Raw genomic sequence first — 24,179 nt, forward strand, 5'->3', positions numbered from 1 at the left:
ATTGTGGCGAGGGGATTCATCCCCGATGGGCCGCGAAGCGGCCCCAGACCCGGCGAACCGGATTATTCTGATACACCGAGGTGTCTGATTTCAAGGCAGCTTCGCCGCCCATCGGGGATGAATCCCCTCGCCACAAGGTGTTCGGCAAGCAGGAAGAGGGGGTTATTTCTTCATGATCGAGGTGAAGAGGTCGGATTCGAGCAAGCGCTGCAACCACGCCTGCAACCGCACATAAGGCGTCTGCGCAAACCACTCGCGATCAACATGCGCAAACTGCCGAACGAACGGCAGCAACGCGATATCCGCGAGACACGGATGATCACTCAGCAAATAATCCCGACCTTCAAGCAACTCATCCAACTGCTGCAAAAACAACGCCCCCTCAGCCCGATAAACTTCCATCGGCTGCTCGGGATAACGCTCGGCATATTTATAGCGGTTCAAATGCACCTTGAATGCCTGATCGTTGGCTTCGATCAACCCGGCAATCCGTGAATCACCGCCAAGCACCCAGTTGTCAGGATCATTCTGCGCCAACGCCCAGCGCATGATCTCCAGGCTCTCATCGATCACCCGACCCTGCGCATCCAGCACCGGCACCGTGCCCTTGGGCGAGATCGCCAGCATCGCGGCCGGTTTGGCCTTGAGGCTGACTTCGACGATCTCCACCGGCACGCCCGAATAACGCAGGGCCATTCGCGCGCGCATCGCGTAAGGGCAGCGGCGGAACGAATACAGCGTGTTCATTTCACCTCCAGTGTGCTCAAGCCGTTGCCTTGGCGTTGTACCTGAATCTGCACCGGAATCCGTTCGTGCATTTCCTGCACGTGGGAAATCACCGCGACTTTGCGTCCCTGGGCCTGCAAGCCGTCGAGGGCATCCATGGCCAGTTGCAGCGATTCCGGATCGAGGCTGCCGAAGCCTTCGTCGATGAACAGCGATTCGATTTTCAGCGTGCTCGAGGCCATCGATGCCAGCCCCAATGCAAGGGCCAGCGACACCAGGAAGGTTTCGCCGCCGGACAACGAATGCACCGAGCGCAATTCGTCGCCCATCTCGGTATCCATCACCAACAGGCCGAGCATGCTGCCGCCGCGTTTCAAACGATAGCGTTTGACCAGTTGGCGTAACTGCACGTTGGCGTGATGCACCAGCAGGTCGAGGTTGTAGGCCTGGGCGATCTTGCGGAAGGTGTCGCCGGTGGCCGAGCCGATCAACGCATTCAGGCGCGCCCAGCGCTGGTATTCGGCATAGGCGACGGCGATCTGCTGCGCGAGTGCCTGATTGGCGTTTTGCCGACGCTGATCTTCAGCTTGTTCGGCGCGCAGTTCGGCGCACTGTTGCTCGCTGAGGTTGAACTGGTTCTGCAGCTCGGCGAGAGCGCTGGCGAGTTGCTCGGCATCGAGATTGCCGTTGTGCTGCGCCTGATGATCGGCCAAGCGCTGATCTCGTTCCTGCAGCAGCACCTTGGCCTGTTCGATGGCTTTTTCGTTGTGCTGCAAGCGCTGGCGCAGTTCGCTGAGCTGCGTGTCATCGACGCGCAACAGGTCTTCGAGGCCGCCGTCATCCAGTTCAGGATGGCGTGCGCGCCAGTCGGCAATCTTCTGCGTCAGTTCGTCGTCTTCGCTTTGAAGCGCCTGCAACCGTTCTTGCTGAGCCTTGAGTTCGGCGCCCATCTGCACCCGTTGCGTGCGCACGTTCTGCAGTTCCGCAGCGGTGCCGGTTTCGGCGTTGCGCGCCTGATCCACAGCCTGTTCCAGTTGCTGCTGCCAGTGCTCGGCGCTGCTGTGTTCGCCCAGCAGTTGCGCGAGTTTCGCCTGGCAGGCCTGCTGCTGCTCAGCCAGCGCGCTGAATTGCTGCTCGGCGCTTTGCAACTGCTGTACGCGGCTGAGCTGGCGATCCTGTTCTTTCTCCAGCGTCTGCTGGCGTTGCTGCTGTTCGGCCAGTTCTTCCTTTTGCTGCTCGACTTGCGCCAGGCGCTCGGCAATCTGCCGATCGAGCTGCATGAAAGTCGCCGCCGGCTCGATACGCAAGGCTTCGAGGGTGTCGGCCGGCAGCAAACTGGCGAACGCGGTCAGTTCCTCGTCGAGACGCTGACGGTCGCTGCTCAGTTCGCGTTGTTGGTTGCTCAGGTGCTGCGCCGCTTGCTGATGCGCGGTTTCGGCATTGCGCAGTTGCTGGGTCAAGCGCGCCGCGTCCTGTTGCAGGGTGAGCAGGGCGCTCTGGCGTTGTTCGTCCTGGGTGATGCTCTGATTCAGTTGATCGTTTTGCCGGGTCAGCCAGGCGTCGCGTTTGTCGGCGTCCTGGTTCAGTAACTGAGCGGACAGCGGATGGGCGTCGAGGCTCGGCGCTAGTGCCTGTTGCTGCGCGACCAGTTGTTCCTGTTGTTGCAGCAGCTCCTTTTGTTGAGCTATCACGCCACCGACTTCGGCGCGCAGTTCGATGAGCTTTTCCTTGAGCTGATCGACCACTTGCTGGGCGTTGGCCTGTTCGCTTTCATCATGACGGCCGAGGCTTTGCAGCAGCGCTTCCGGCTGATGATACGGATGCTCGTTGCTGCCACAGACCGGGCACGGCTGATCGTCCTGCAACTGCGCGCGCAGCTCTTCGACACTGGCGCTGCGGGCCAGGCGCTGACGTTCGAGCAATTCACGGGTGACGTTGAGGGTTTGTTCGGCGACGGTCAGCTCGGCCTTGGTTTTCACCCCATCCTGGGTCAGGCGTTCGCGTTCCTGCTGCGCGTCGAGCAGGCGCTGTTGCAGCTCAGCGCCGCGTTTTTCCAGCTCCTGCTGGCTGGCCCACAACCGCGTCAGATCTTCGATGGCGCGCAGTTGTTTGCGGTTGTCCTGCAACAGGTTGCCAAGGATACCGATCTGCTCGGCGACCGCATCCGGCTCGGCGCCGGCCTCTTTGAACAGCACTTCCAGTTGCTGTTTCTGCGTGGCCAACGCGTCGGCGCTGTGCGCGGCGTTCTGTTCGAGGGTCGCCAGTTCGGCCTGGCCCTTGTTCAGGCGATTGCCGATCAGCATCAGCTGTTGCAGGCGATCGCGATAGGCATTCCACGCATCGCTGAGCGGTGCCAGATCGGCACTCTGCTCCAGCTCGGCGGCGATTTTCTGCAAGCGTTCAGCGACTTCGGCCTGTTTCGTCTGCAAGGCCTGAATCGCGCTCTGGCCTTCGGTGCAGGCTTGCTCGGCGGACTGCCGGGCCTCGGCGCTGAGGGCGGTGTCCTTGGCGAGGCGGGCGAGGGTGCTTTGCTCATCGAAGGCCTGACGCAGCAGCGGGGCACTTTCGCTGTGCCGCTGCTGCGCTTCGCTCAGGGCGATTTTCGCCGCATCCAGCGCCTGTTCCAGTTGCGTCTGGCGCTCGTTGAGCTCGCCGTGTTGCTGGGTATGCGCGGCAATCTGTGCCGCCAGCGGCGTCAGCTGCACATCCAGTTCAGTCTTGCGCGCGAACTGGTGGCGTTGCGGCGCGAGTTGCTCCAGGCGCGTCAGCTTCAGGCGTTCACCCGCCAGACCTTCCCACTGTTGCTGCGCACTGTGCAGTTGCTCGGCGGCGGCTTGCTGCGCGTCCTGCAACTGGCGCAAATCCTTGAGCCAACTGTGCTGTTGTTCCAGTTGCTTGAGTTGCGCCTGCTGCAACTTCAACTGTTGCTGGGCAGCGTTGAAACGCTCATCCAGCTCGGCGCGGGCTTCGGGGGCCAGTGGAGTGACGCCAGTGGCCTGATCCTGCAGCAGCTTGTGCGCTTCGCGGGCCTCTTTGGTCTTGTCGAATGCGCGGCGGCCGAGGCGGGTGTAGAGCGCGGTGTCGGTGAGTTTTTCCAGCAGTTCGCTGCGGTCGTTGTCGTCGGCCTTGAGAAATGCGCTGAACTCACTCTGGGCCAGCAGCACGGCACGGGTGAACTGTTCGAAGTTCAGGCCCAGCGCGGCTTCGAGCTGGGTCTTGTATTCGCCTTTCTGGCTGGCGAGCAGTTGATCCTGATCGATGTCGCGCAGGCTCTGCCGGCTGGCCTGCAGTTTGCCGCCGGCCTTCTCGCGGGCACGGTTGGCTTCCCAGCGCGCACGGTAACGGCGGCCATCGACGCCAACAAAATCCACCTCGGCATACCCTTCGCCGGTGCCGCGCCGCAGCAAGGTGCGCGGGTCGCCGGTGGCGATTTCACCGTCAGCGTCCGGCACCTTGGCGTCGCGGCCGGTGTTGTTCAGGCGCGGCACGGCGCCGAACAACGCCAGGCACAGCGCATCGAGCAGGGTACTTTTACCGGCGCCGGTCGGCCCGGTGATCGCGAACAGGCCAGCACTGGCCAGCGGCTCGGCAGTGAAATCAATCTCGAACGGCCCGGCCAGCGAGGCGAGGTTCTTCAAGCGAATGGCGAGAATCTTCATGGCTGCTCGCCCTCCATCTGTACGTCCTGCAGCAGTTCGGCGAAGTCCTTGAGGGTCTGCTCATCGACCTCGTTGCCATAGTTGTCGAGCCAGGCGCGGCTGAACAGCTCCTGCGGAGTGAGTTGATCCAGTTCGACCAGCGCGCTGCCGTCGTCGCTGCCATCGGCGCCACGGTTGCCGGCGTACTCGGCGGCGATCCACACCAAGCGCACGGCTTTGCCTTGCAGGGCGTTTTCCACCTGATGGCGCAGATCCGGCTGCGGCTCATCGAGGGTTACACGCACTTCCAGCCATGGCTGGCGCTGGGTTTCGGCGAGCAGATCAATGTTCGGCAGGTCAGCCAGTTGCAGCAGGATCTCTGCCAGCGGCGCCGGGCCGATGCGTTGCAGGTTGACCGACCTTGGAATCAGTTTTGGTTCGACACTGACCAGGGTTTCGCCGTTGAGGGTGATGTCGAGAATCTGGTGCTGATAACCGATCTCCGAGAACGACAGCGGAATCGGCGAGCCGCTGTAGCGAATGCGCTCTTCACCGTTGACCTTCTGCGGCTTGTGCAAATGGCCGAGGGCGACGTAGCTGATGCTCGGCCCGAACAGGCTGGCGGGCAGCGCTTCGGCGTTACCGATGATCAGGCTGCGCTCGGAGTCTTCCGAGACCGAACCGCCGGCCATGTGCGCGTGGCTGATGGCGACCAGCGCCTGACCCGGCTGACGCTTGGCATTCGCCGCTTCGATCAGCCATTCATGCACCTGACCGATACCGCGCAGATAGTTGTCGCCCAGATGCGCACCGGTCACTTCAGCCGGACGCAGGAACGGCAGCGCCAGGCACCACGCAGCGATCTCGCCTTGGGCATTCGGCAGCGGCAGCAGCAGACGTTCGGCGTCGAGCTGGCCGTCATCCAGCCACAACACCCGCCCCAGCGCATGGGTCCGCAAACGGCGCATCAACGGCGCCGGCAGCTCGATGCGCGAGCCGGAATCGTGGTTGCCGGCGATCATCACGATGGTCAGCAACGGCTGCTGCTCGTGAGCGCTGACGATGAAATCGTAGAGGCGTTCCTGGGCTTTGACCGGCGGATTGACCGTGTCAAAGATGTCCCCGGCAATCAGCAGCACATCCGGCTGCGCCAGTTGCAGTTGGCGCAGCAGCCATTCGAGAAAGCACGCATGCTCGAAATCGCGCTCCTGGCCATGCAGGTTTTGCCCAAGGTGCCAGTCGGAGGTGTGGAACAGACGCAAGGTGGACTCCGCTACATAAACAGGTGATGGCCGCGGGGAAATGATGGGCGGCTAAAGAGGGGGGAGTTTACTGGCAAACGGGCGGACTTGCCCAAAGGCTTGAAAAATCAGGAGGTCGTGGCGGATGCCGTCTGTCGCTACTGTCAGATCTGACAGTAGTCAGCTATCAGCACCGAGTGGTGGGATTGCCGCTGTCGCCAGGCTGTCAGGCCGGGTTGTCTGCCACTCACGGAGTTGCTTGCATGAAAACGAAATCAACATCTGAAGCCACGAATTCTGATCCTGATATCGACGCACTCAGGCCCATGACCATCAGTAAATTCGCGACCCCCGTGGAGGGCTACGACGGTGGTTTGGGGGTGGCCGGTGTGGAAGGGGGCGTGCATTTTCGGGTGAACCCCTGGCTGCACATGGAGGAGGGCGACGAGTTCAAGGTTTATTGGGCCGACGGGACGGTGCCGGTCTGGAGTAAAACCATCGAACTCGAGGATGAAAACCAAATCGTCAAAGGGGTCATCGACGAGGGGCATATCCGCAGGGGGGATGCCTATCCCGTGTTCTACAGTGTGACCCGCGCGAACCAGGCACCGGAGGAGTCGCCGCTTCAGAGGGTTCTGGTCAAGCTGGATCGCCCGGGCGGTTTCGATGACGACTTTTCCACGCCCGGCAACCAGAACCTGCGCTACCACATTCCCCAAAGCATCATCGACAATGGCGTCGGCCCCGAGGAGGCCGCGGCGGGTGTGCCGATCACGATCCTGCCGTACCCCTTCATGCGTATCAACGACCGTGTAAAGGTGGCGTGGGGCAGCGTAGAGAAAAACGTCCTTGTCGAGCAAAAACATATTGACGACCCCGACGACAACCCGCTGGTCGTGACCATCGATCAAGCACTGATCGAGGAGGCGGGCGACAGCGCCGGGGTGATGGTGATGTACCAGGTGATCGATGAGTGTGGCAACTATCCCGATCCACGTTCCCTATGGTCGGCGCCAACCCGAGTCGTGGTGGATCTGAAAGGAAATCGGCTCGATGCGCCGATCGTGCTGGAGGCCGATCCGCAGACTTACGAAATCGACCTCGACGAATTGAACGATGACGACGTGAACGTTCTGGTCAATACCCCCGCTGGCATCTTCCAGGAGCAGGATGTCGTCGCATTGACCTGGCGAGGAATCAACGCCGAGGGCGCACCGATCAACCATGGCCCGGTAGAGCTGTCGGTGACACGAGTCGGTCTTGCGCTGCCGTTCACTGTGCCGAACGACAAGGTACGAGCCATTGCCAAAGGCCGGGCCAGTGTCTCCTACATACTCAAGCGAACGGGCGTGGCCGATCGGCCGTCCAAGACCGTCGGTATCTCGGTGACGGGGGAGACCTTCCGACTGCCGTCCCCTACTGTGGACGAAGCCCCTACCGGTACGCTGAACCCGGACGAACGCTGGGCCACCGTGCGCATTCCATGGTTTGCGGGACGCGCCGCCAGTGACCTGTTGACGCTGATCTGGGAGGCCACACGTCCCGGCGGCGGCATCGTCTATTACGAAGACCCGCGCCCGGTTGGCGATGTGCCGGAGGACGAGCCGGTGTTGCGCAATGTCTCGAACGCGGAGATCCAGCGTTTCGACGGCTTGAAGGTCTCGGTGTTCTATACCGTCGCCAATGATGATGAGGCGACACTCAACGTGCGCGAGTCGTTGCGGTTCGAAATGCAGGTGGGCGAAGTGCAACCGCTGTTCGTGACGCCGCGCGTGGAGGAGGCGGTGCCTGGCACGTCGTTGATCGATCCGGAAGCCGTCCCGCCGCTGGGCTGTAAATTGATTGTGACGTATCTGCAGACACAGCCCGAAGACTTGGTGAATTATCGCTGGCGCGGTACGGGCGGTAACGGCAGCACCAGTGGCTCACTGCGTCTTACAGCGCAAACTGCGGGTAAGGAAGTGCCGTTCACGGTGCCGAAACAGTTTGTGACCAACAACCTCAATCGCCGGATCGTCATCGACTATTTCATCGTGCGTGACGGCAAGACCCTGGGTTACTCCTTTCCACTGACCTTGCGGGTCGGCAATGCCCTGCTGGATTTCGATCCGCCCTCAATTGATGGCGCGCGCGGCGACCAGATCGATGCGAGCGCGGTGCCAGCGGTAGGTGCAACCGTACGTCTGGCTGCGGCGTATGGCTTGAGGGTGGGCGATAGCGGCGAGATCCGCTGGATCGGCGTTGCCGGCGGCGGTACCGCCATCGTGCCGTTTCGCGTGGAGAGCGGAGAAGCGGGGCGCGACAAACTGATCAGCGTGCCGCAGTCGGTGGTGTTGGCCAATGTCGGGCGGGAGATCTCGTTGGATTGCACCGTGGTGCGCCAAGCCGGTGGTCGCCAGTATTCGCGGGTGGCGGTTTATGACGTGCGTGCAACGCTGGGGACAGGACGCTTGCTGGTGATGGGCGCGCGCTCGCGGGGTAATTACCATATGTATGGCGGCGGGACTGCGTGGTTGACCGCGCTGGATGCAACCACCCGGCAGCCGGTCAGGGCCTGGTGGCGGTATAGCGGCGAGGAGGGCGAGGTCAGTGGTGCGACGTTCCGTGACACTCGGCCGGACCGGCTGCTGCATGTGCGGATCAGTGATGATCAGGTGACGATCAATCCGCAGAACCTGTGCGGGAACGGTAATTTTGTATCCGGCCATGTATCAAACTACGCAGCCTTTGCGGCGCGGACTGAACGTGGAGCCCTGGTGGCATGGGGCAGTCCTGCCCGGGGTGGAAACTTGGGGGATTCGTTACCGGACCTTTCTGATGCCATATCGCTGAGTGCTTGCGGTTATGCCTTCGCGGCACGTCAGGCCACTGGTGCGGTAGTGGCTTGGGGGCTGAGTGGAAACGGAGGAGCCGTGTCGGAACCCATCAGTCTTTTGCGGGATATCGTAGCGGTAAGCGGCAACGGTTATGTGTTTGTTGCACTACGTCGCGATCGGAGCCTGGTGGCATGGGGAAGCCCTACCTGGGGTGCAACACTTCCACAGCCGATACCTGCGCTGAGGGATGTCGTTAAAGTGATTGGCAATCTCTACGCCTTTGCTGCGCTACGGGCTAATGGTTCGGTAGTGGCTTGGGGGCACCAAACCTGGGGAGGTAATTTGCCTACGGCTATCGGGGCATTGGATGACATCGTTGATATAGTCGCTACCGGCTACGCTTTTGCAGCCCTGTGTGCCAATGGTGCGGTAGTAGCTTGGGGCAGTACCGGTTACGGGGGAGTTGTACCTACCGGAATTGGGATACTTACAGATATTGTGGAACTGAGCGGAACCGAACGCGCCTTTGCCGCGCGACGCAGCAATGGCAGCGTTGTTGCCTGGGGGGGCGGGGCACACGGCGCAAACGTTCCTGCGCCGATCGCATTACTGACGGATATCCGGACGATAACGGGTAACTATGGAGCATTCGTCGCATTGCTGAGCAGCGGGCGGATAGTGGGTTGGGGATCCCAGGCAATTCCGGCGCCAGTTGCATTACTGACTGACATCGTCCAGGTGGTATGTGGGGGAGTTGCTTTTGCCGCGCTGCGGGCCAACGGCACCGTTGTAGCCTGGGGGGTTTCTGACCGAGGTGGTGAAATCCCGGAGGCCATTGCGGCCAGACTGGTCAACGTCCGCGCCATTTATGGCAACACCCATGCCTTCGCCGCGCTGACCTCCAGCGGCGAAGTCGTGACCTGGGGCCGTGGCCCGGCCGGCGGTAACAGCGATGCCGTCGCCGACCAGCTCAATGGCAAAATCTTCTACGAAGCCACAGCGCTGTCCCGTGGTTTGGGAATGCGTGAGACGCGACTGCTTGAAGCGGCAGCAAGTGAACAAACCTCATAACACCGCCAACGCCTGAAAGATCGCAGCCTGCGGCAGCGCCTACACGGACTAAATGTAGGGGCTGCCGCAGGCTGCGATCTTTTGCGGTTTACTTCGGATAAAGCGGCGGCAACCCGCTGTCACCCACCGGATCCTGTACCCGCTCCGCCGCCGGAATCGTACGGATCGCCCGCCACAAATCCTCACCCTGCCAATGCTGCCCGGTCTCGCTGTACAGCGCGCCATTGAGCCCATCCAGCGCATCCGACAACGGCACAAACCGCGCCGCCATATCTGCCAAAGTCTCCGGCTGCTGCCGCGCCCATGCGTCCAGTGCCTGCCGCGTCGCTTGCGGATCATTCGCCTGGCACGCCCGCTTGATGTCGTCCATCAAGGTGCGCGGGCTCGGCCCGGTTTGGGCGGCGCGATGCACCGCCGGTTGCCAGCGCGCACGCCACCACAGGCCGAAGCCGAGCAGGGTGGTGCAGGCGAGGATCAGGGTGCTGAGTTTCCACCACCACAACACATCGTTATCGACGGTGCCCGGTTGCAGGTTGCCGGTCGGGGTGTCGACCTGCAGGCTCGGGTTGTTCGCCACTTGCAGGGTGCGCGCCGGCAGGCTGGTGTGCTCCAGATGATCTTCGAAGGTGTTCCACCAGATTACGTCGACGGTCGGCAGTTCGATGCTGCCGCTACGGCTGGGCACCAGCGCTTCGCGTTCTTCACGGCTGCCGATCAGGCCGCGCTCGCCGCTCTGGTTGCTCAGCACCGGTTGATCCGGGTAACGGCGCAGGCCGTTGGCCTCTGTGGCGGGCAGGGCCGGTAGCTGCGAACTGGCCAGGCCTTCGGCCTTCAGCGTCAGGCTGCGGGTCAGGGAGTCGCCCACCTGAAGGTGATCCGGCTCGGGGTTCCAGCTTTCGCTCAGGCTCAGGCTGCGCGCGGGCAGCCACGGCGCATCGGCCGGGTAGGTCAGCGGTTTCGGTTTGACCGTCAGCGGAATCTCTGAGGAACTGACGCGCAGCAGCTTGCCGGGTTTCGGGCCTTGCGCGGTCGCGTCCTGAGCGGGCTGAGTGTCGACCAGTGTGGCGCTGAAGGTCTGCGGGGCGATGGTCAGCAAGCCGCTGTGCTGCGGGTAGATCGCATAGCGCATCTCGATCACGCCATGGCGCACGCCGTTGATGTCTTTCTCGTAAGTGCGCGTGTCGCCCAGTTGCTCGATGCGCGCGTCGGCGATTTGCAGCGGGGTGAGGCTGCTGTCGTCGTACAGCGACACCGAGTGGTAAATGCGCAGGGTCAGGATCGCCTGGGCCTGCACGTAAACGCTGGACTGGTCGAGGCTGGCCTCGATGAACACCGGGTCCAGGTTGTTCTGTTCTTCGCGGGTGTCGCTCTCGACCACTTGCACGGTAATCGGCTGGCTCTGCACCTCGCCCAGTTGCAGCGGCGGAATGACCACGCTGCCGTTCTCTTTCGGCAGCAGGGTGATGATCCAGCGGGTGGTGGCGCGGCTGTCGCCATTGAGGGTGTTCAACTGGTTGACCTGACGTGTGCCGCGCACCTCGAACAGCGGTTCCAGCGGGGTCAGGTCGGGTTTGCCGAACTGCGTGACATCACTGGTTTCAAGAGTGAGTTCGACCGTCTCGCCGGAGTTCAGGCGACTGCGATCCACGCTGGCCGTCAGCTCGGCCGCCTGGGCGGTGGCCGTGCAGAGCAGCAGGGGCAGCAAGAGAGCGGTGAAACGGGTCATCGAGTTTTTTCCTGATCCTGATGTTGTTGCTGTTCGTACCAGAATTTGCGTCGCAGCAGTTCGCCCGGGTCGTCGGGGATCTTGCCCAGCCATTGTTCCAGTGCCTGACGCTGCTCGCCTTCGAGGTTGTCCTCGCTCGGTCGCAGCGTTGGCACGGTGTCGGTTTCTTCCGCTTCATCGCTGCCTGGCACTTCGTTGGGGCCTGGCTGCGGCGGGGTGGTCGGCGGCGATTCGTTGGCCGACTCGCCGGGCTGCGCCTCGCTCGGGGTGTCACTTTTCACCGCGGGTGGCGGCGTGGTCGCTGGCGGTGGTTCATCGCCGGGCACATTCGGCTGAGCTGGTTGCGGTTGTGGCTCGGCTGGCGGCGGAGTGTTCTTCTGCTTGAGCAGGTTTTCCACCAGGGCCTTATTGGTCAGCGCCGGGCGCAAGTCCGGTTGCAGTTCCAGTGCTTGCTCATAGGCATCGATGGCGGCTTCCAGCTCACCACTTTTCGCCAGGGCGTTGCCACGATTGTAGTGGGCGCGGGCATCGCTGCCTTCGGCGAAACGCTGAGCGGCGCCACTGTAATCGCCGGCCTCGTACAACGCCAGCCCTTGCCACTGGTGATCTTCGAAGTGTTCGGCAGCCTCGGCCGGACGCTTCTGTTTGAGCAGGTGCAGGCCCTGTTGATCGGGGCGCAGCCACAGGTCTTCGAAGTCGAAAGCGTAGCTCGGCTGCGGCAGGCACAACAGCAATGGCAGGCAGAACAACCAGCCACGCCGTCCGGCGCAGGCGGCGAGCAGCAATAGCGGCAACAACAGCCAGTATCCCTGATCGGCCCAAGTGTCGAGGCGCACGGTCTGGCCATCGTCGCGCAAGCTGCGCGGGCCATCGAGCAGGCCGAGGGCGCGCAAATCGGATTCGTCCAGCCGCGCGCTGTGGTACTCGCCGCCGACACTGGCGAGGAATGCGCCAAGGCCCGGGCTGTCGAGTTGCGGCACGCGGATCGCGCCTTGTTCGTCCTTGAGGAAACTGCCGTCCTCCTGAGCGATTGGCGCGCCTTCAGCGGTGCCGATGCCGAGCATCAGCAGTTGCGCCGATTGCTGGCCGAGGGCGCGGCGGATGCCTTGGCGTTCTTCTTCGGTCAGCGAGGAGCCGATCAGCAGAATCCGTCCCTGACCGAGGGCGCCTTGCTTGAGCAAGGCCAATGCTTTGCTCACGCCGAGATCAGCGCGATGGCCGCTTTCCGGCATCAGCGAGGGCTTGAGGGCGTCGAGCAGATTGTGGCTGGTCGCCAGGTCATCCGACAGCGGCACCAGCGTGTGCGCGCTGCCGGCGTAGACGACAATCGCGGTCTGCGCATCGCTGCGTGCCTGCAACAGGTCGAACAGCTTGCGCCGGGCCTGTTCCAGTCGCGTTGGCGGCGAGTCGGTGGCGAGCATTTCCGGGGTCAGCTCCAGAACGACGACCAGCGGGTCGGCAGGTTTCTGGCTGGTCTGTTCGACGCGCTCCCAACTGGGCCCGAGCAGGGCGACGATGGTCAGCAGCCACGCCACGCCAAGGGCCACCCACGGCAGCTTGCTGGCGCGGCCATTGCCGCCGCTGAGCAGCGTCGCGTGGAACGCCGGCGGCAGAATCATTTGCCAGCGTCCGGCGCGTTTCTGCCGGTGCCAGAGTTGCCAGATCAGCCAGCCCAGCAGCGGCAGGAGCAGCAGCCACCAAGGGCGGAACCAGTGCGGCCAGAGCGCGATCATCGGCGCCTCCGCAGACGCAGGCGCTTGAGACGCTCGCGCCAGTCAGGCAGCGGACTTTGCAGATACAGCTCCTTGGTAAACAGGCGTTGCAGCGGGTTGTCCGGCCACAATTCGCGGGCGACCAGCAACAGGCTAAGCAGCAGGGCCAACGCCAGTGGCCACTGATACAAGGCTTGCGCCGGGCGTGCCTGGGTTGGTTGCTGGGTCACCGGTTCGAGTTGATCGAGGGTGTCCCGGATCGCTTGCAGCTCTTTGCCGTCGCGGGCGCGGAAGTACTGGCCGCCGGTAGCGTTGGCGATGGCCTTGAGGGCCGGCTCGTCGAGGTCCAGGCTCGGATTGACCCCGAGCAGGCCGGTGCTGCCACTGTCTTGCGGGTCGGCACCGATGCCGATCGGGTAGATTTTCACCCCTTCGCTGGCGGCCAGTTTCGCCGCCGTCAACGGATCGATTTCGCCGCCGTTGTTGGCGCCGTCGGTGACCAGAATCAATACCCGGCTTTGTGCCGGACGCATGCGCAGGCGCTTCAGCGCCAGACCGATCGCATCGCCGATGGCGGTGTTCTTGCCGGCGATGCCGATGCGCGCTTCATCGAGCCAGACGCGCACGGTGTGCCGGTCAAACGTCAGCGGTGCCTGCAGATAGGCCTGACTGCCGAACAGGATCAGACCGACGCGGTCGCCATCACGGCTTTCAAGGAAATCCCCGAGCAGATGCTGAACTAGCGACAAGCGACTGACGTCTTCGTCCTGCCACTGCATGTCGGGGAAATCCATCGAGCCGGACACGTCCACCGCCACCAGCAGATCGCGGCCGCTGGCGGCAATCGGCAACGGTTCGCCGAGCCATTGCGGACGCGCCGCGGCGCTCAGCAGCAACAGCCACAGCAGCAGGAACGGTGCTTGCTGGCGCCACGCCGGCAGGTTGGCGCGGGCCCGGCGCCGTGCCAGACCTTCGAGGTCGGAGAGGAAGCTCACGCGCAACGCCGGCTCGCCGCTGTCGGCCACCGGCAGCACCAGACGCATCAGCCACGGCAGCGGCAGCAGCACGAAGATCCACGGCCAGGCGAACTCAAACATGCTTGCGAATCCAAGTGTCGACGGCTTGGGTCAGGCCGGCGATGGCTTTGTCGTCGAGTTTGCATTCGGGTTTATAGGCGCCTTCGACCAGCACCATCCAGCGCGTCAGGCCGGCGGCCGGGCAGCGGTTGTCGAGAAACGCCAGCCATTTGCGGCCATTGAGCGTGTGGCTCTGGCTGTAGGGGTAGTGGTTGCGGCACAGGCGTTTGAGCAGACCGTTGAGTTGCTGCAGCCAGGCACCGGCGGGTGCGCCGTCGTAGGGTTTGGGCATCTGCGCCAGTTCGGCCAGTGCGGCGATGCGCACGGGGTCGAGCGGTTGTTCGGCGCGCACGATCGGGCGTTTCCTGGTCGGAATGAACCGGCGCAAACGCCACACGGCGAAGCCCAGCAGCGGCAGTAATAACAGCAGCAGCCACCAGCCCGGCGCTGGCGGCCAGAAGTCGATCGGCGGCGGCGAAATCAGCGGTTGCAGTTGTTCGAGGCCGTTCATCGACTGCTCCCCGGGCGCTGCGGATTGAGGAACTCGCGCATCTGCTCGACCATTTCGCTTTGCGTGCTCAACGGCATCAACAACACCCGCAGTTTTTGCGCGAGCAATTCCCAGCGGGCGATGCGTGCTTCGGCCTGAGCGCGATAGGTCTGGCGCAGCTCGAAATTCAGCGTGTCGAGTTCCAGCTGTGCGCCTCTTTCCGCGAATCTCAGCAGCCCGGCGGCAGGCAGGGCGTGATCCAGTGGATCGGACAGCGGCAACAGCAACAGATCGCAATGACGCGATAGCAGGCTCAGTTGCTGCTCGGCGCTGTCGGACAGCGCGCGCTCGTCGCAGATCACGATCACCAGGCTGCCCGGGCGCAACACCTCACGCGCCCGGCGCAGCGCCACGCCGAGGGCGTCGCGGTCCGGTTCGCGTTCGCTGTGCAGCGACTGATTGACCTTGACCAGGCGGTTGAGCAATTGCAGCAGACTCTGCTTGCTGCGGCGCGGTTTAATTTCGTAATGCTCGTTATCGCCGAACACCAGTCCGCCAACCCGATCATTGTGCCCCAGCGCCGCCCAGCCGATCAGCGCCGCCGCTTGCGCTGCAAGCACCGACTTGAACATCAGCCCGGAGCCGAAAAACAGCCGGGTGCTTTGCTCGACCATGATGAAAATCGGCCGCTCGCGTTCTTCATGGAACAGCTTGGTGTGCGGCTCCTGGGTGCGCGCGGTGACGCGCCAGTCGATGGTGCGCACGTCGTCGCCGGCCTGATAGACCCGCACCTGATCGAAGTCGACCCCGCGACCACGGAATTTCGAGTGATGCAGGCCGATCAGCGGGCTGCGCTGACTCGGCGTGGAAAACAGCTGCACTTCGCGCACACGGTGGCGCATCTCGATCAGATCGGTGAGGCTGATGCGGATGCCCGGTTCGGACGGCAGGGGGGCGTTCATGGGGGTCAAGCGACGGCTACGACGTCGAGAATCCGCTGCACCACCCGATCCTGGTCGATGCCGGCGGCTTCGGCTTCAAACGACAGAATGATGCGGTGCCGCAACACGTCGAACAGCACCGCCTGAATGTCTTCCGGGCTGACGAAGTCGCGACCGGCTAGCCAGGCGTGGGCCCGGGCGCAACGGTCGAGGGCGATTGAGCCGCGCGGGCTGGCGCCATAGGCGATCCACTCGGCCATTTCCGGGTCGAACTTGGCCGGGGTGCGCGTGGCCATGACCAGTTGCACCAGGTATTCCTCCACGGCGTCGGCCATGTACAGACCGAGGATTTCCTTGCGCGCGGCGAAAATAGCCTGCTGGCTGACCCGGCGCTCAGGCTTGGTTTCGCCGTTCAGCGCTTCGCCACGGGCCTGCTGGAGGATCCGGCGTTCGACGGCAGCATCCGGGAAACCGATTTTCACGTGCATCAGGAAGCGGTCGAGCTGGGCTTCGGGCAACGGGTAGGTACCCTCCTGCTCGATCGGGTTCTGCGTGGCCATCACCAGAAACAGTGGCGACAGCTCGTAAGTGCTGCGCCCGACGCTGACCTGCCGTTCAGCCATGGCTTCGAGCAGCGCCGATTGCACCTTGGCCGGGGCCCGGTTGATTTCGTCCGCCAGCACCAGGTTGTGGAAGATCGGTCCTTGCTGGAACACGAAACTGCCGGTTTCCGGGCGATAGATCTCGGTGCCGGTGATGTCGGCCGGCAGCAGGTCGGGGGTGAACTGGATGCGATGGAACTGGGCTTCGATGCCCTCGGCGAGTTCTTTGATCGCTTTGGTCTTGGCCAGACCCGGAGCGCCCTCGACCAGCATGTGGCCGTCGGCGAGCAGGGCGATGAGCAAACGCTCGATGAGTTTTTCCTGGCCGAGAATCTGCGTTGAAAGAAAGGTTCGCAGCGCCAGCAGCGCTTCACGATGTTCCATCGGTGACTGTTCCTGGAAAGGGTGGCCGCAGGCGTTCGGATAACGCCGGGGCTGGGGGCGTTACTTTAATCCATCGAGGGGGGTGGCGACTAACGGCATTTTGCGCAAAGTGCGGGAAATGACCGGGGGATTTGTTGGAATTTTGTAGCCGGGAAGTGATTGGTTGACTGTTCCGGCCCTATCGCGAGCAGGCTCACTCCTACATAGGGGCGTCGTACACCGTACTGTAGGAGTGAGCCTGCTCGCGATGAGGCCCTTCAAGACGCCATCAAATCTGGCTAATGAAAGTGCCAGTCCCATCCAGAATATTCTTCAGGGTTTCTTCAACTTCAGCCAGATCAACCATGTCCGGATTGAAGGTAATTTCCAGCACATCATCGCCATTCAGCGCATCGGCATCCGCCGCCGCGATTTCAATCTTCAGCAGAGTCTTGGACAGGGTGACTTTCACGCCGTCCAGCGTCGAAGGCTCGCCATCCAGGGTGATCTCCAGCTCATCTTCGTCCGGATAGCGGCTCATCAGAAACATGTCGCCCTTGTCGCTATGGCAGCAGAGCATGGCCATGTTGTCTTCTTCGTCGTCGCACGGGTTGACGATCAGTAGGGCGGTGGTCATTTGCATGGGGGAATTCCTGCCACGGTGGGCGTGTTGGTCGCAATTGGGCGCGATTTTGCCAGCCCTCGGGAATTTCTGCATGTCAGAGTGTCAGAGGATGTGTCGTGAGCGCGACACAGGTCAATGGTCACTTCTGGCACAGATGTACCGTAAATACGGGCATTCAAGCCGCCGTTTTCCGCCATGAATGCTAGTGTTTACTGTTGCCAAAGCCTTGATTTACGTGCCAATGACCGAATATGTCGCAGCACCGCAAGCAGACACATTGTCGCACCCATTAAGCTGCGCAACGGATGAGCACCCGTAAAGGCATTGTCGGCGGCCTCGACAGTCGTTTTTGCAGATGCCCATTCAATGGAAGGTGAATGTGACCTGAGTGTCTCGTCCAGCTTCACCCACCTGTCCCCCTGTTTCCTCTGCCCGAGAATCAGGAACAGGGCGACACAAGCCCCGCAAGGGGTGTTGCACGCGACGCTTTCCATCAATAACAAGCTTAAGCGGAGTACCACAGATGGCGTTCTTCACCGCAGCCAGCAAAGCCGACTTCCAGCACCAACTGCAAGCGGCACTGGCGCAGCACATCAGTGAACAGGCACTGCCACAAGTGGCGCTGTTCGCTGAACAATTCTTCGGCATCATTTCCCTGGACGAGCTGACCCAACGTCGCCTCTCCGACCTCGCTGGCTGTACTCTTTCCGCGTGGCGCCTGCTTGAGCGCTTCGATCACGCGCAACCGCAAGTGCGCGTCTACAACCCTGATTACGAGCGTCATGGCTGGCAGTCGACCCACACCGCGGTCGAAGTCCTGCACCATGACCTGCCATTTCTGGTCGACTCGGTCCGCACCGAGCTGAACCGCCGCGGCTACAGCATCCACACCCTGCAGACCACCGTGCTCAGCGTACGCCGTGGCAGCAAGGGCGAGCTGCTGGAAATCCTGCCCAAGGGCAGCACCGGCGAAGGCGTGCTGCACGAGTCGCTGATGTACCTGGAAATCGACCGCTGCGCCAACGCGGCCGAACTGAATGTGCTGAGCAAAGAGCTAGAGCAGGTGCTCGGTGAAGTGCGCGTCGCGGTCGCTGATTTCGAGCCGATGAAGGCCAAGGTGCAGGAGATCCTCACCAAGCTCGATCACAGCGCATTCGCCGTCGATGCCGACGAAAAGACCGAAATCAAAAGCTTCCTGGAATGGCTGGTGGGCAACCACTTCACCTTCCTCGGCTACGAAGAGTTCACCGTTGTCGATCAGGCCGATGGCGGTCATATCGAATACGACCAGAATTCCTTCCTCGGTCTGACCAAACTGCTGCGCACCGGTCTGACCAACGAAGACCGTCACATCGAAGACTACGCGGTGAACTACCTGCGCGAACCGACCCTGCTGTCGTTCGCCAAGGCTGCGCACCCGAGCCGTGTACATCGTCCGGCCTACCCGGATTACGTGTCGATCCGTGAAATCGACGCCGACGGCAACGTCATCAAGGAACACCGCTTCATGGGCCTGTACACCTCCTCGGTGTATGGCGAGAGCGTGCGAGTCATCCCGTTCATCCGCCGCAAGGTCGAAGAAATCGAACGCCGTTCCGGCTTCCAGTCCAAGGCTCACCTGGGCAAGGAACTGGCGCAGGTGCTCGAAGTACTGCCGCGTGACGACCTGTTCCAGACCCCGGTCGACGAACTGTTCAGCACCGTGATGTCGATCGTGCAGATCCAGGAACGCAACAAGATCCGCGTGTTCCTGCGCAAAGACCCGTACGGTCGTTTCTGCTACTGCCTGGCCTACGTGCCGCGCGACATCTATTCCACCGAAGTGCGGCAGAAGATCCAGCAGGTGCTGATGGAGCGCCTGAAGGCCACCGACTGCGAGTTCTGGACCTTCTTCTCCGAATCCGTGCTGGCTCGCGTACAACTGATCCTGCGTGTCGATCCGAAGAACCGCATCGACATCGACCCGCTGCTGCTGGAAAAAGAAGTGGTACAGGCCTGCCGCAGCTGGCAGGACGACTACGCGGCACTGACCGTCGAAAGCTTCGGCGAAGCCCACGGCACCAACGTGCTGGCGGATTTCCCGAAAGGCTTCCCGGCAGGTTACCGCGAGCGTTTCGCGGCGCATTCGGCCGTGGTCGACATGCAGCACCTGCTGAGCCTGAACGAAAAAAATCCGCTGGTGATGAGCTTCTATCAGCCGCTGGGCCAGGTGTCCGGTCAGCGCGAGCTGCATTGCAAGCTGTACCACGCCGACACCCCGCTGGCGCTGTCCGACGTCTTGCCGATTCTGGAAAACCTCGGCCTGCGCGTGCTGGGTGAGTTCCCGTACCGTTTGCGTCACACCAATGGCCGCGAGTTCTGGATTCATGACTTCGCGTTCACTGCGGCGGAAGGTCTGGAGCTGGATATCCAGCAACTCAACGACACCCTGCAGGACGCGTTCGTCCACATCGTCCGTGGCGATGCCGAGAACGATGCGTTCAACCGTCTGGTGCTGACCGCCGGTCTGCCATGGCGCGACGTGGCGCTGCTGCGTGCCTACGCCCGTTACCTGAAGCAGATTCGTCTGGGCTTCGACCTGGGTTACATCGCCAGCACCCTGAACAACCACACCGACATCGCTCGCGAGCTGACCCGGTTGTTCAAGACCCGTTTCTACCTGGCGCGCAAGCTGGGCAGCGATGATCTGGAAGACAAGCAGCAGCGTCTGGAACAGGCGATTCTGACCGCACTGGACGATGTTCAGGTGCTCAACGAAGACCGCATCCTGCGTCGCTACCTGGACCTGATCAAAGCCACCCTGCGCACCAACTTCTATCAGACTGATGCCAACGGCCAGAACAAGTCGTACTTCAGCTTCAAGTTCAACCCGCACGCGATTCCAGAGCTGCCGAAGCCAGTACCGAAGTTCGAAATCTTCGTTTACTCGCCACGCGTCGAAGGCGTGCACCTGCGCTTCGGCAACGTTGCTCGTGGTGGTCTGCGCTGGTCCGACCGTGAAGAAGACTTCCGTACCGAAGTCCTCGGCCTGGTGAAAGCCCAGCAAGTGAAGAACTCGGTCATCGTGCCGGTGGGTGCGAAGGGCGGCTTCCTGCCGCGTCGTCTGCCACTGGGCGGCAGCCGTGACGAGATCGCGGCCGAGGGTATCGCCTGCTACCGCATCTTCATCTCCGGTCTGCTGGACATCACCGACAACCTGAAAGACGGCGCGCTGGTGCCGCCGGCCAACGTCGTGCGTCATGACGACGATGACCCGTACCTCGTTGTGGCTGCGGACAAGGGCACTGCAACCTTCTCCGACATCGCCAACGGCATCGCCATCGACTACGGCTTCTGGCTGGGTGACGCGTTCGCTTCCGGTGGTTCCGCCGGTTACGACCACAAGAAAATGGGTATCACCGCCAAAGGCGCGTGGGTTGGCGTACAGCGCCACTTCCGCGAGCGCGGCATCAATGTTCAGGAAGACAGCATCACCGTGGTCGGCGTCGGTGACATGGCCGGTGACGTATTCGGTAACGGCCTGTTGATGTCCGACAAGCTGCAACTGGTTGCCGCGTTCAACCACATGCACATCTTCATCGATCCGAACCCGAACCCGGCGACCAGCTTCGTCGAGCGTCAGCGCATGTTCGACCTGCCGCGTTCGGCCTGGACCGACTACGACACCAGCATCATGTCCGAAGGCGGCGGCATCTTCTCGCGCAGCGCGAAGAGCATCGCCATCTCGCCGCAGATGAAAGAACGCTTCGACATCAAGGCCGACAAGCTGACCCCGACCGAACTGCTGAACGCCTTGCTCAAGGCGCCGGTGGATCTGCTGTGGAACGGCGGTATCGGTACTTACGTCAAGGCCAGCAGCGAAAGCCATGCCGACGTGGGCGACAAGGCCAACGACGCACTGCGCGTGAACGGCAACGAGCTGCGCTGCAAAGTCGTGGGCGAGGGCGGTAACCTCGGCATGACCCAACTGGGTCGTGTGGAATTCGGTCTGAATGGCGGCGGCTCCAACACCGACTTCATCGACAACGCCGGTGGCGTGGACTGCTCCGACCACGAAGTGAACATCAAGATCCTGCTGAACGAAGTGGTTCAGGCCGGCGACATGACCGACAAGCAACGCAACCAGTTGCTGGCGAGCATGACCGACGAAGTCGGTGGTCTGGTGCTGGGCAACAACTACAAGCAGACCCAGGCTCTGTCCCTGGCGGCGCGTCGTGCCTACGAGCGCATTGCCGAGTACAAGCGTCTGATGAGCGATCTGGAAGGCCGTGGCAAGCTGGACCGTGCCATCGAGTTCCTGCCGACCGAAGAGCAGATCAACGAGCGCGTTGCGGCAGGCCATGGCCTGACCCGTCCCGAGCTGTCGGTGCTGATCTCGTACAGCAAGATCGACCTCAAGGAACAGCTGCTGAACTCGCTGGTGCCGGACGACGACTACCTGACCCGCGACATGGAAACGGCGTTCCCGCCGACCCTGGTCAGCAAGTTCTCCGAAGCCATGCGTCGTCACCGTCTGAAGCGCGAGATCGTCAGCACCCAGATTGCCAACGATCTGGTCAACCACATGGGCATCACCTTCGTTCAGCGACTCAAAGAGTCGACCGGCATGAGCCCGGCGAACGTGGCTGGCGCTTACGTGATCGTGCGTGACATCTTCCACCTCCCGCACTGGTTCCGTCAGATCGAAGCGCTGGACTACCAAGTAAGCGCTGACGTGCAACTGGAGCTGATGGACGAGCTGATGCGTCTGGGCCGTCGCGCTACGCGCTGGTTCCTGCGTGCCCGTCGCAACGAGCAGAACGCTGCCCGTGATGTGGCGCACTTCGGTCCGCACCTGAAGGAGCTGGGTCTGAAGCTCGACGAACTGCTGAGCGGCGAAATCCGTGAAAACTGGCAGGCGCGTTATCAGGCTTACGTCGCGGCCGGTGTGCCGGAGTTGCTGGCGCGTATGGTCGCGGGTACCTCGCACCTGTACACCCTGCTGCCGATCATCGAAGCGTCCGACGTCACTGGCCAGGATCCGGCCGAAGTGGCCAAGGCCTACTTCGCCGTGGGCAGTGCGCTGGACATCACCTGGTACCTGCAACAGATCAGCGCGCTGCCGGTTGAAAACAACTGGCAGGCCCTGGCCCGTGAAGCGTTCCGTGACGATGTGGACTGGCAGCAACGTGCGATCACCATCTCTGTCCTGCAACAGGGCGACGGCACTCAGGACGTGGAAGCACGCCTGGCGCTGTGGATGGCACAGCACGAAAGCATGATCGAGCGCTGGCGCGCCATGCTGGTGGAAATCCGTGCTGCGAGCGGCACTGACTACGCCATGTATGCCGTGGCCAACCGTGAGCTGCTTGACCTCGCGTTGAGCGGTCAGGCGGTGGTGCCTGCGGCTGCTGCGAATGCCGAGCTTGAACTGGCCTGAGTAGTGGTTGAATGAAAAAGCCCCTGCATTGTGAGATGCAGGGGTTTTTTTATGTCTGTTGGTTTTGTGGTGGTCGGGCTGGCCCCTTCGCGAGCAGGCTCACTCCTACAAGGGAAACGCATTCCAACTGTAGGAGTGAGCCTGCTCGCGATGGCGCCCTTTATATCAATACAACTTATGTGCTTGTTTACTATCGAGCATCGACACTTTATCTGTCGGTCTGGTCAACAAATTACTCAGCGACTGATCAAACTTCTGCAGCGCCCGAACTTGCACATCCTGCTGTTGATTAATATCAGCGACGATCTCTTCCGAACGTTTGAAGTCCGCCCAAACCGGTGTCAGTTCTTTGGCCTCCGAACCTTTCGCCGTGCCGATGTAATTCAACTTCGCATCATAAAAATCCGCACTGACATCGGCCTTAATGTCGGAGCTGCGCGAAGTGATCAACTGGCTGTGGGTATCGACGATCGCCACCACATCGGGATGCGCCGCGCGCAGGCTCTGCATGTCCGGGTACACCGTGACCGAGCCGAACTGCCGTTGCAGCGAGGCCTTGACCCAGTCCACCGCCATGTCCGGTTTCGAGGTGTTGACGTAGGCGTCGTGGATCGGCTGCACCAGCAGGCTCTGGCCGAAACCGGTGCCGGCGTTGGCCTGATAGTCACGCAGGTATTCGCGGTTGGTCTGGGTGCTCGGGCTGTAGACCACGCCCAGTGACACGCCGGGACCGCTTTGCACCTGGGCGGCGCTGCTGCGGCCAACCGGTTGGGTGAACAGGGTATCGAGGGACGACACCGCTTTCGGCGCGGTGGGTACTGAACAGGCGGACAAGGCTAAAACCGATATCGCCAGGGTACTGGCAAAAGCAAGTTTCATGATGAGTCTCCCGTGAAGCAACTTCAGTCGGAAAGTCAGCGTTGTCGCGGCTGTGGGTGACGGGCGCACGACAGTTGATTCAGACTAAACCCGCCAACCTGTAAATAAGCTGACAATTTTTCGAGTTGTGGCGATGCATTAGTTTTATTGGCTTTAAGGCGAATCGGTTAATTGCCTCGGGAAATAAAAAGGCGCAAAACAGTGTTTTGCGCCTTTTTATTTATGGCTGTGCCAACAACCATCAGTTTTTCAAGGGGATCAGTACTTGCTCGTCCGGGGCCAACACCATGAACACCAGCAACTTCGCCGGTTTGCTGTTGCTGGCGTTTTTTGACACCAGATGTTCGGAGCCGGCCGGTTCGTACCAGAACTGGCCTTTCTTGTAGGTGATCGGCTGTTCGCCCTTGACCTGGGAAATCACTTCGCCTTCGAGCACGTAGGCCATGGCGGTGCCGTCGCGTTTGTGGGCGATCGAGGACTGGCCGGGTTTGTAGTCGACTTCGATCATCATGGCTTTCTTGCCGGGGGCGTTCTTCAGCATCTGGTCTTGCAGGACGGTGACTTTCTCGGATGGGTCGTGAGCCAGGGCGGCGGCAGACACGGACAGGGCGAGAGCGGCGGTGAAGAGGTGCAGGGCTTTCATGTTCGATCACCAGTTGGGGAGGGGTGGTGACCACAGTAGTCTGCGGGGAGGGGTATTCAAACGGCCAATATTCGGGAAGATCGGGTGACCAATCAGTCGTTCGGCGGTGCAGCTGAATACGTCTTCGCGAGCAAGCTCGCTCCCACAGTTGATCGCATTCCAAATGTGGGAGCGAGCTTGCTCGCGAAGGCGTCCGGTCAGACGATGGGGA

14 protein-coding genes are annotated in these 24,179 nt (G+C 61.9%); 2 read left to right on the top strand and 12 right to left on the bottom strand.

What is annotated here, in order from left to right:
- Window positions 1–162 precede the first annotated feature (162 nt).
- Genes QMX91_RS16140 through QMX91_RS16150 form a run of 3 tightly spaced genes read right to left on the bottom strand, consistent with a single transcriptional unit; the run spans window position 163 to window position 5,626 of the window.
- Complete coding sequence (locus tag QMX91_RS16140; protein WP_134786593.1) at window positions 163–747, bottom strand: glutathione S-transferase; 585 nt, start codon at window positions 745–747, stop codon at window positions 163–165.
- Window positions 744–4,385 (bottom strand): AAA family ATPase, encoded by a 3,642-nt coding sequence (locus QMX91_RS16145; protein WP_282413031.1) that lies wholly within the window; start codon window positions 4,383–4,385, stop codon window positions 744–746. Before QMX91_RS16145 ends, QMX91_RS16140 begins: the two co-directional genes overlap by 4 nt.
- On the bottom strand, window positions 4,382–5,626 hold the full coding sequence (locus QMX91_RS16150; RefSeq protein WP_282413032.1) for an exonuclease SbcCD subunit D C-terminal domain-containing protein: 1,245 nt from the start codon (window positions 5,624–5,626) through the stop codon (window positions 4,382–4,384). Before QMX91_RS16150 ends, QMX91_RS16145 begins: the two co-directional genes overlap by 4 nt.
- Window positions 5,627–5,868: 242 nt before the next feature.
- Here QMX91_RS16150 and QMX91_RS16155 point away from each other — a divergent pair, with 242 nt between their 5' ends.
- Window positions 5,869–9,492, top strand: coding sequence for a hypothetical protein (locus QMX91_RS16155; RefSeq protein WP_282413033.1), 3,624 nt, complete (start codon window positions 5,869–5,871; stop codon window positions 9,490–9,492).
- Between the two features lie 88 nt (window positions 9,493–9,580).
- On the opposite strand, the gene QMX91_RS16160 is transcribed toward QMX91_RS16155, so the two are convergent.
- From QMX91_RS16160 to QMX91_RS16190, 7 genes are all read right to left on the bottom strand, one after another.
- Window positions 9,581–11,218, bottom strand: coding sequence for a BatD family protein (locus QMX91_RS16160; RefSeq protein WP_282413034.1), 1,638 nt, complete (start codon window positions 11,216–11,218; stop codon window positions 9,581–9,583).
- Window positions 11,215–12,951, bottom strand: a complete 1,737-nt coding sequence (locus QMX91_RS16165; RefSeq protein ID WP_282413035.1) for a tetratricopeptide repeat protein — start codon at window positions 12,949–12,951, stop codon at window positions 11,215–11,217. Before QMX91_RS16165 ends, QMX91_RS16160 begins: the two co-directional genes overlap by 4 nt.
- Complete coding sequence (locus QMX91_RS16170; RefSeq protein WP_098964263.1) at window positions 12,948–14,027, bottom strand: VWA domain-containing protein; 1,080 nt, start codon at window positions 14,025–14,027, stop codon at window positions 12,948–12,950. Before QMX91_RS16170 ends, QMX91_RS16165 begins: the two co-directional genes overlap by 4 nt.
- Window positions 14,020–14,517 (bottom strand): DUF4381 domain-containing protein, encoded by a 498-nt coding sequence (locus QMX91_RS16175; protein WP_007968588.1) that lies wholly within the window; start codon window positions 14,515–14,517, stop codon window positions 14,020–14,022. The genes QMX91_RS16170 and QMX91_RS16175 overlap by 8 nt, the downstream gene beginning before the upstream one ends.
- On the bottom strand, window positions 14,514–15,458 hold the full coding sequence (locus QMX91_RS16180) for a DUF58 domain-containing protein (RefSeq protein ID WP_027613096.1): 945 nt from the start codon (window positions 15,456–15,458) through the stop codon (window positions 14,514–14,516). Before QMX91_RS16180 ends, QMX91_RS16175 begins: the two co-directional genes overlap by 4 nt.
- A gap of 5 nt (window positions 15,459–15,463) precedes the next feature.
- The gene (locus tag QMX91_RS16185) at window positions 15,464–16,423 is read right to left on the bottom strand and encodes a MoxR family ATPase (protein WP_003218556.1); all 960 of its coding nucleotides are present in this window, start codon (window positions 16,421–16,423) and stop codon (window positions 15,464–15,466) included.
- 268 nt (window positions 16,424–16,691) lie between these two features.
- The gene (locus tag QMX91_RS16190) at window positions 16,692–17,045 is read right to left on the bottom strand and encodes a hypothetical protein (RefSeq protein ID WP_098964262.1); all 354 of its coding nucleotides are present in this window, start codon (window positions 17,043–17,045) and stop codon (window positions 16,692–16,694) included.
- 505 nt (window positions 17,046–17,550) lie between these two features.
- On the opposite strand from QMX91_RS16190, the gene QMX91_RS16195 reads away from it, so the two are divergent.
- Window positions 17,551–22,446: an NAD-glutamate dehydrogenase gene (locus QMX91_RS16195; protein WP_098964258.1), complete on the top strand. Its 4,896-nt coding sequence runs from the start codon at window positions 17,551–17,553 to the stop codon at window positions 22,444–22,446.
- Between the two features lie 165 nt (window positions 22,447–22,611).
- Here the strand turns inward: QMX91_RS16195 and QMX91_RS16200 are convergent, their stop codons facing one another.
- A complete protein-coding gene (locus QMX91_RS16200) occupies window positions 22,612–23,325 on the bottom strand; it encodes an ATPase (protein ID WP_135295975.1) in 714 nt (237 codons plus the stop codon).
- 241 nt (window positions 23,326–23,566) lie between these two features.
- Window positions 23,567–23,968: a cupin domain-containing protein gene (locus QMX91_RS16205; RefSeq protein ID WP_282413036.1), complete on the bottom strand. Its 402-nt coding sequence runs from the start codon at window positions 23,966–23,968 to the stop codon at window positions 23,567–23,569.
- Between the last annotated feature and the right edge of the window lie 211 nt (window positions 23,969–24,179).

Source organism: Pseudomonas sp. PS01299 (assembly GCF_029960145.1).
Lineage (GTDB): Bacteria > Pseudomonadota > Gammaproteobacteria > Pseudomonadales > Pseudomonadaceae > Aquipseudomonas > Aquipseudomonas putida_A.

What these genes read in the sequence shown, in the direction of transcription:
- QMX91_RS16160 (WP_282413034.1), bottom strand. Translation starts at nt 11,218, where the DNA reads ATGACCCGTTTCACCGCTCTCTTGCTGCCCCTGCTGCTCTGCACGGCC.
- QMX91_RS16190 (WP_098964262.1), bottom strand. Translation starts at nt 17,045, where the DNA reads ATGCAAATGACCACCGCCCTACTGATCGTCAACCCGTGCGACGACGAA.
- QMX91_RS16180 (WP_027613096.1), bottom strand. Translation starts at nt 15,458, where the DNA reads ATGAACGCCCCCCTGCCGTCCGAACCGGGCATCCGCATCAGCCTCACC.
- QMX91_RS16170 (WP_098964263.1), bottom strand. Translation starts at nt 14,027, where the DNA reads ATGTTTGAGTTCGCCTGGCCGTGGATCTTCGTGCTGCTGCCGCTGCCG.
- QMX91_RS16175 (WP_007968588.1), bottom strand. Translation starts at nt 14,517, where the DNA reads ATGAACGGCCTCGAACAACTGCAACCGCTGATTTCGCCGCCGCCGATC.
- QMX91_RS16200 (WP_135295975.1), bottom strand. Translation starts at nt 23,325, where the DNA reads ATGAAACTTGCTTTTGCCAGTACCCTGGCGATATCGGTTTTAGCCTTG.
- QMX91_RS16145 (WP_282413031.1), bottom strand. Translation starts at nt 4,385, where the DNA reads ATGAAGATTCTCGCCATTCGCTTGAAGAACCTCGCCTCGCTGGCCGGG.
- QMX91_RS16205 (WP_282413036.1), bottom strand. Translation starts at nt 23,968, where the DNA reads ATGAAAGCCCTGCACCTCTTCACCGCCGCTCTCGCCCTGTCCGTGTCT.
- QMX91_RS16195 (WP_098964258.1), top strand. Translation starts at nt 17,551, where the DNA reads ATGGCGTTCTTCACCGCAGCCAGCAAAGCCGACTTCCAGCACCAACTG.
- QMX91_RS16165 (WP_282413035.1), bottom strand. Translation starts at nt 12,951, where the DNA reads ATGATCGCGCTCTGGCCGCACTGGTTCCGCCCTTGGTGGCTGCTGCTC.
- QMX91_RS16140 (WP_134786593.1), bottom strand. Translation starts at nt 747, where the DNA reads ATGAACACGCTGTATTCGTTCCGCCGCTGCCCTTACGCGATGCGCGCG.
- QMX91_RS16185 (WP_003218556.1), bottom strand. Translation starts at nt 16,423, where the DNA reads ATGGAACATCGTGAAGCGCTGCTGGCGCTGCGAACCTTTCTTTCAACG.
- QMX91_RS16155 (WP_282413033.1), top strand. Translation starts at nt 5,869, where the DNA reads ATGAAAACGAAATCAACATCTGAAGCCACGAATTCTGATCCTGATATC.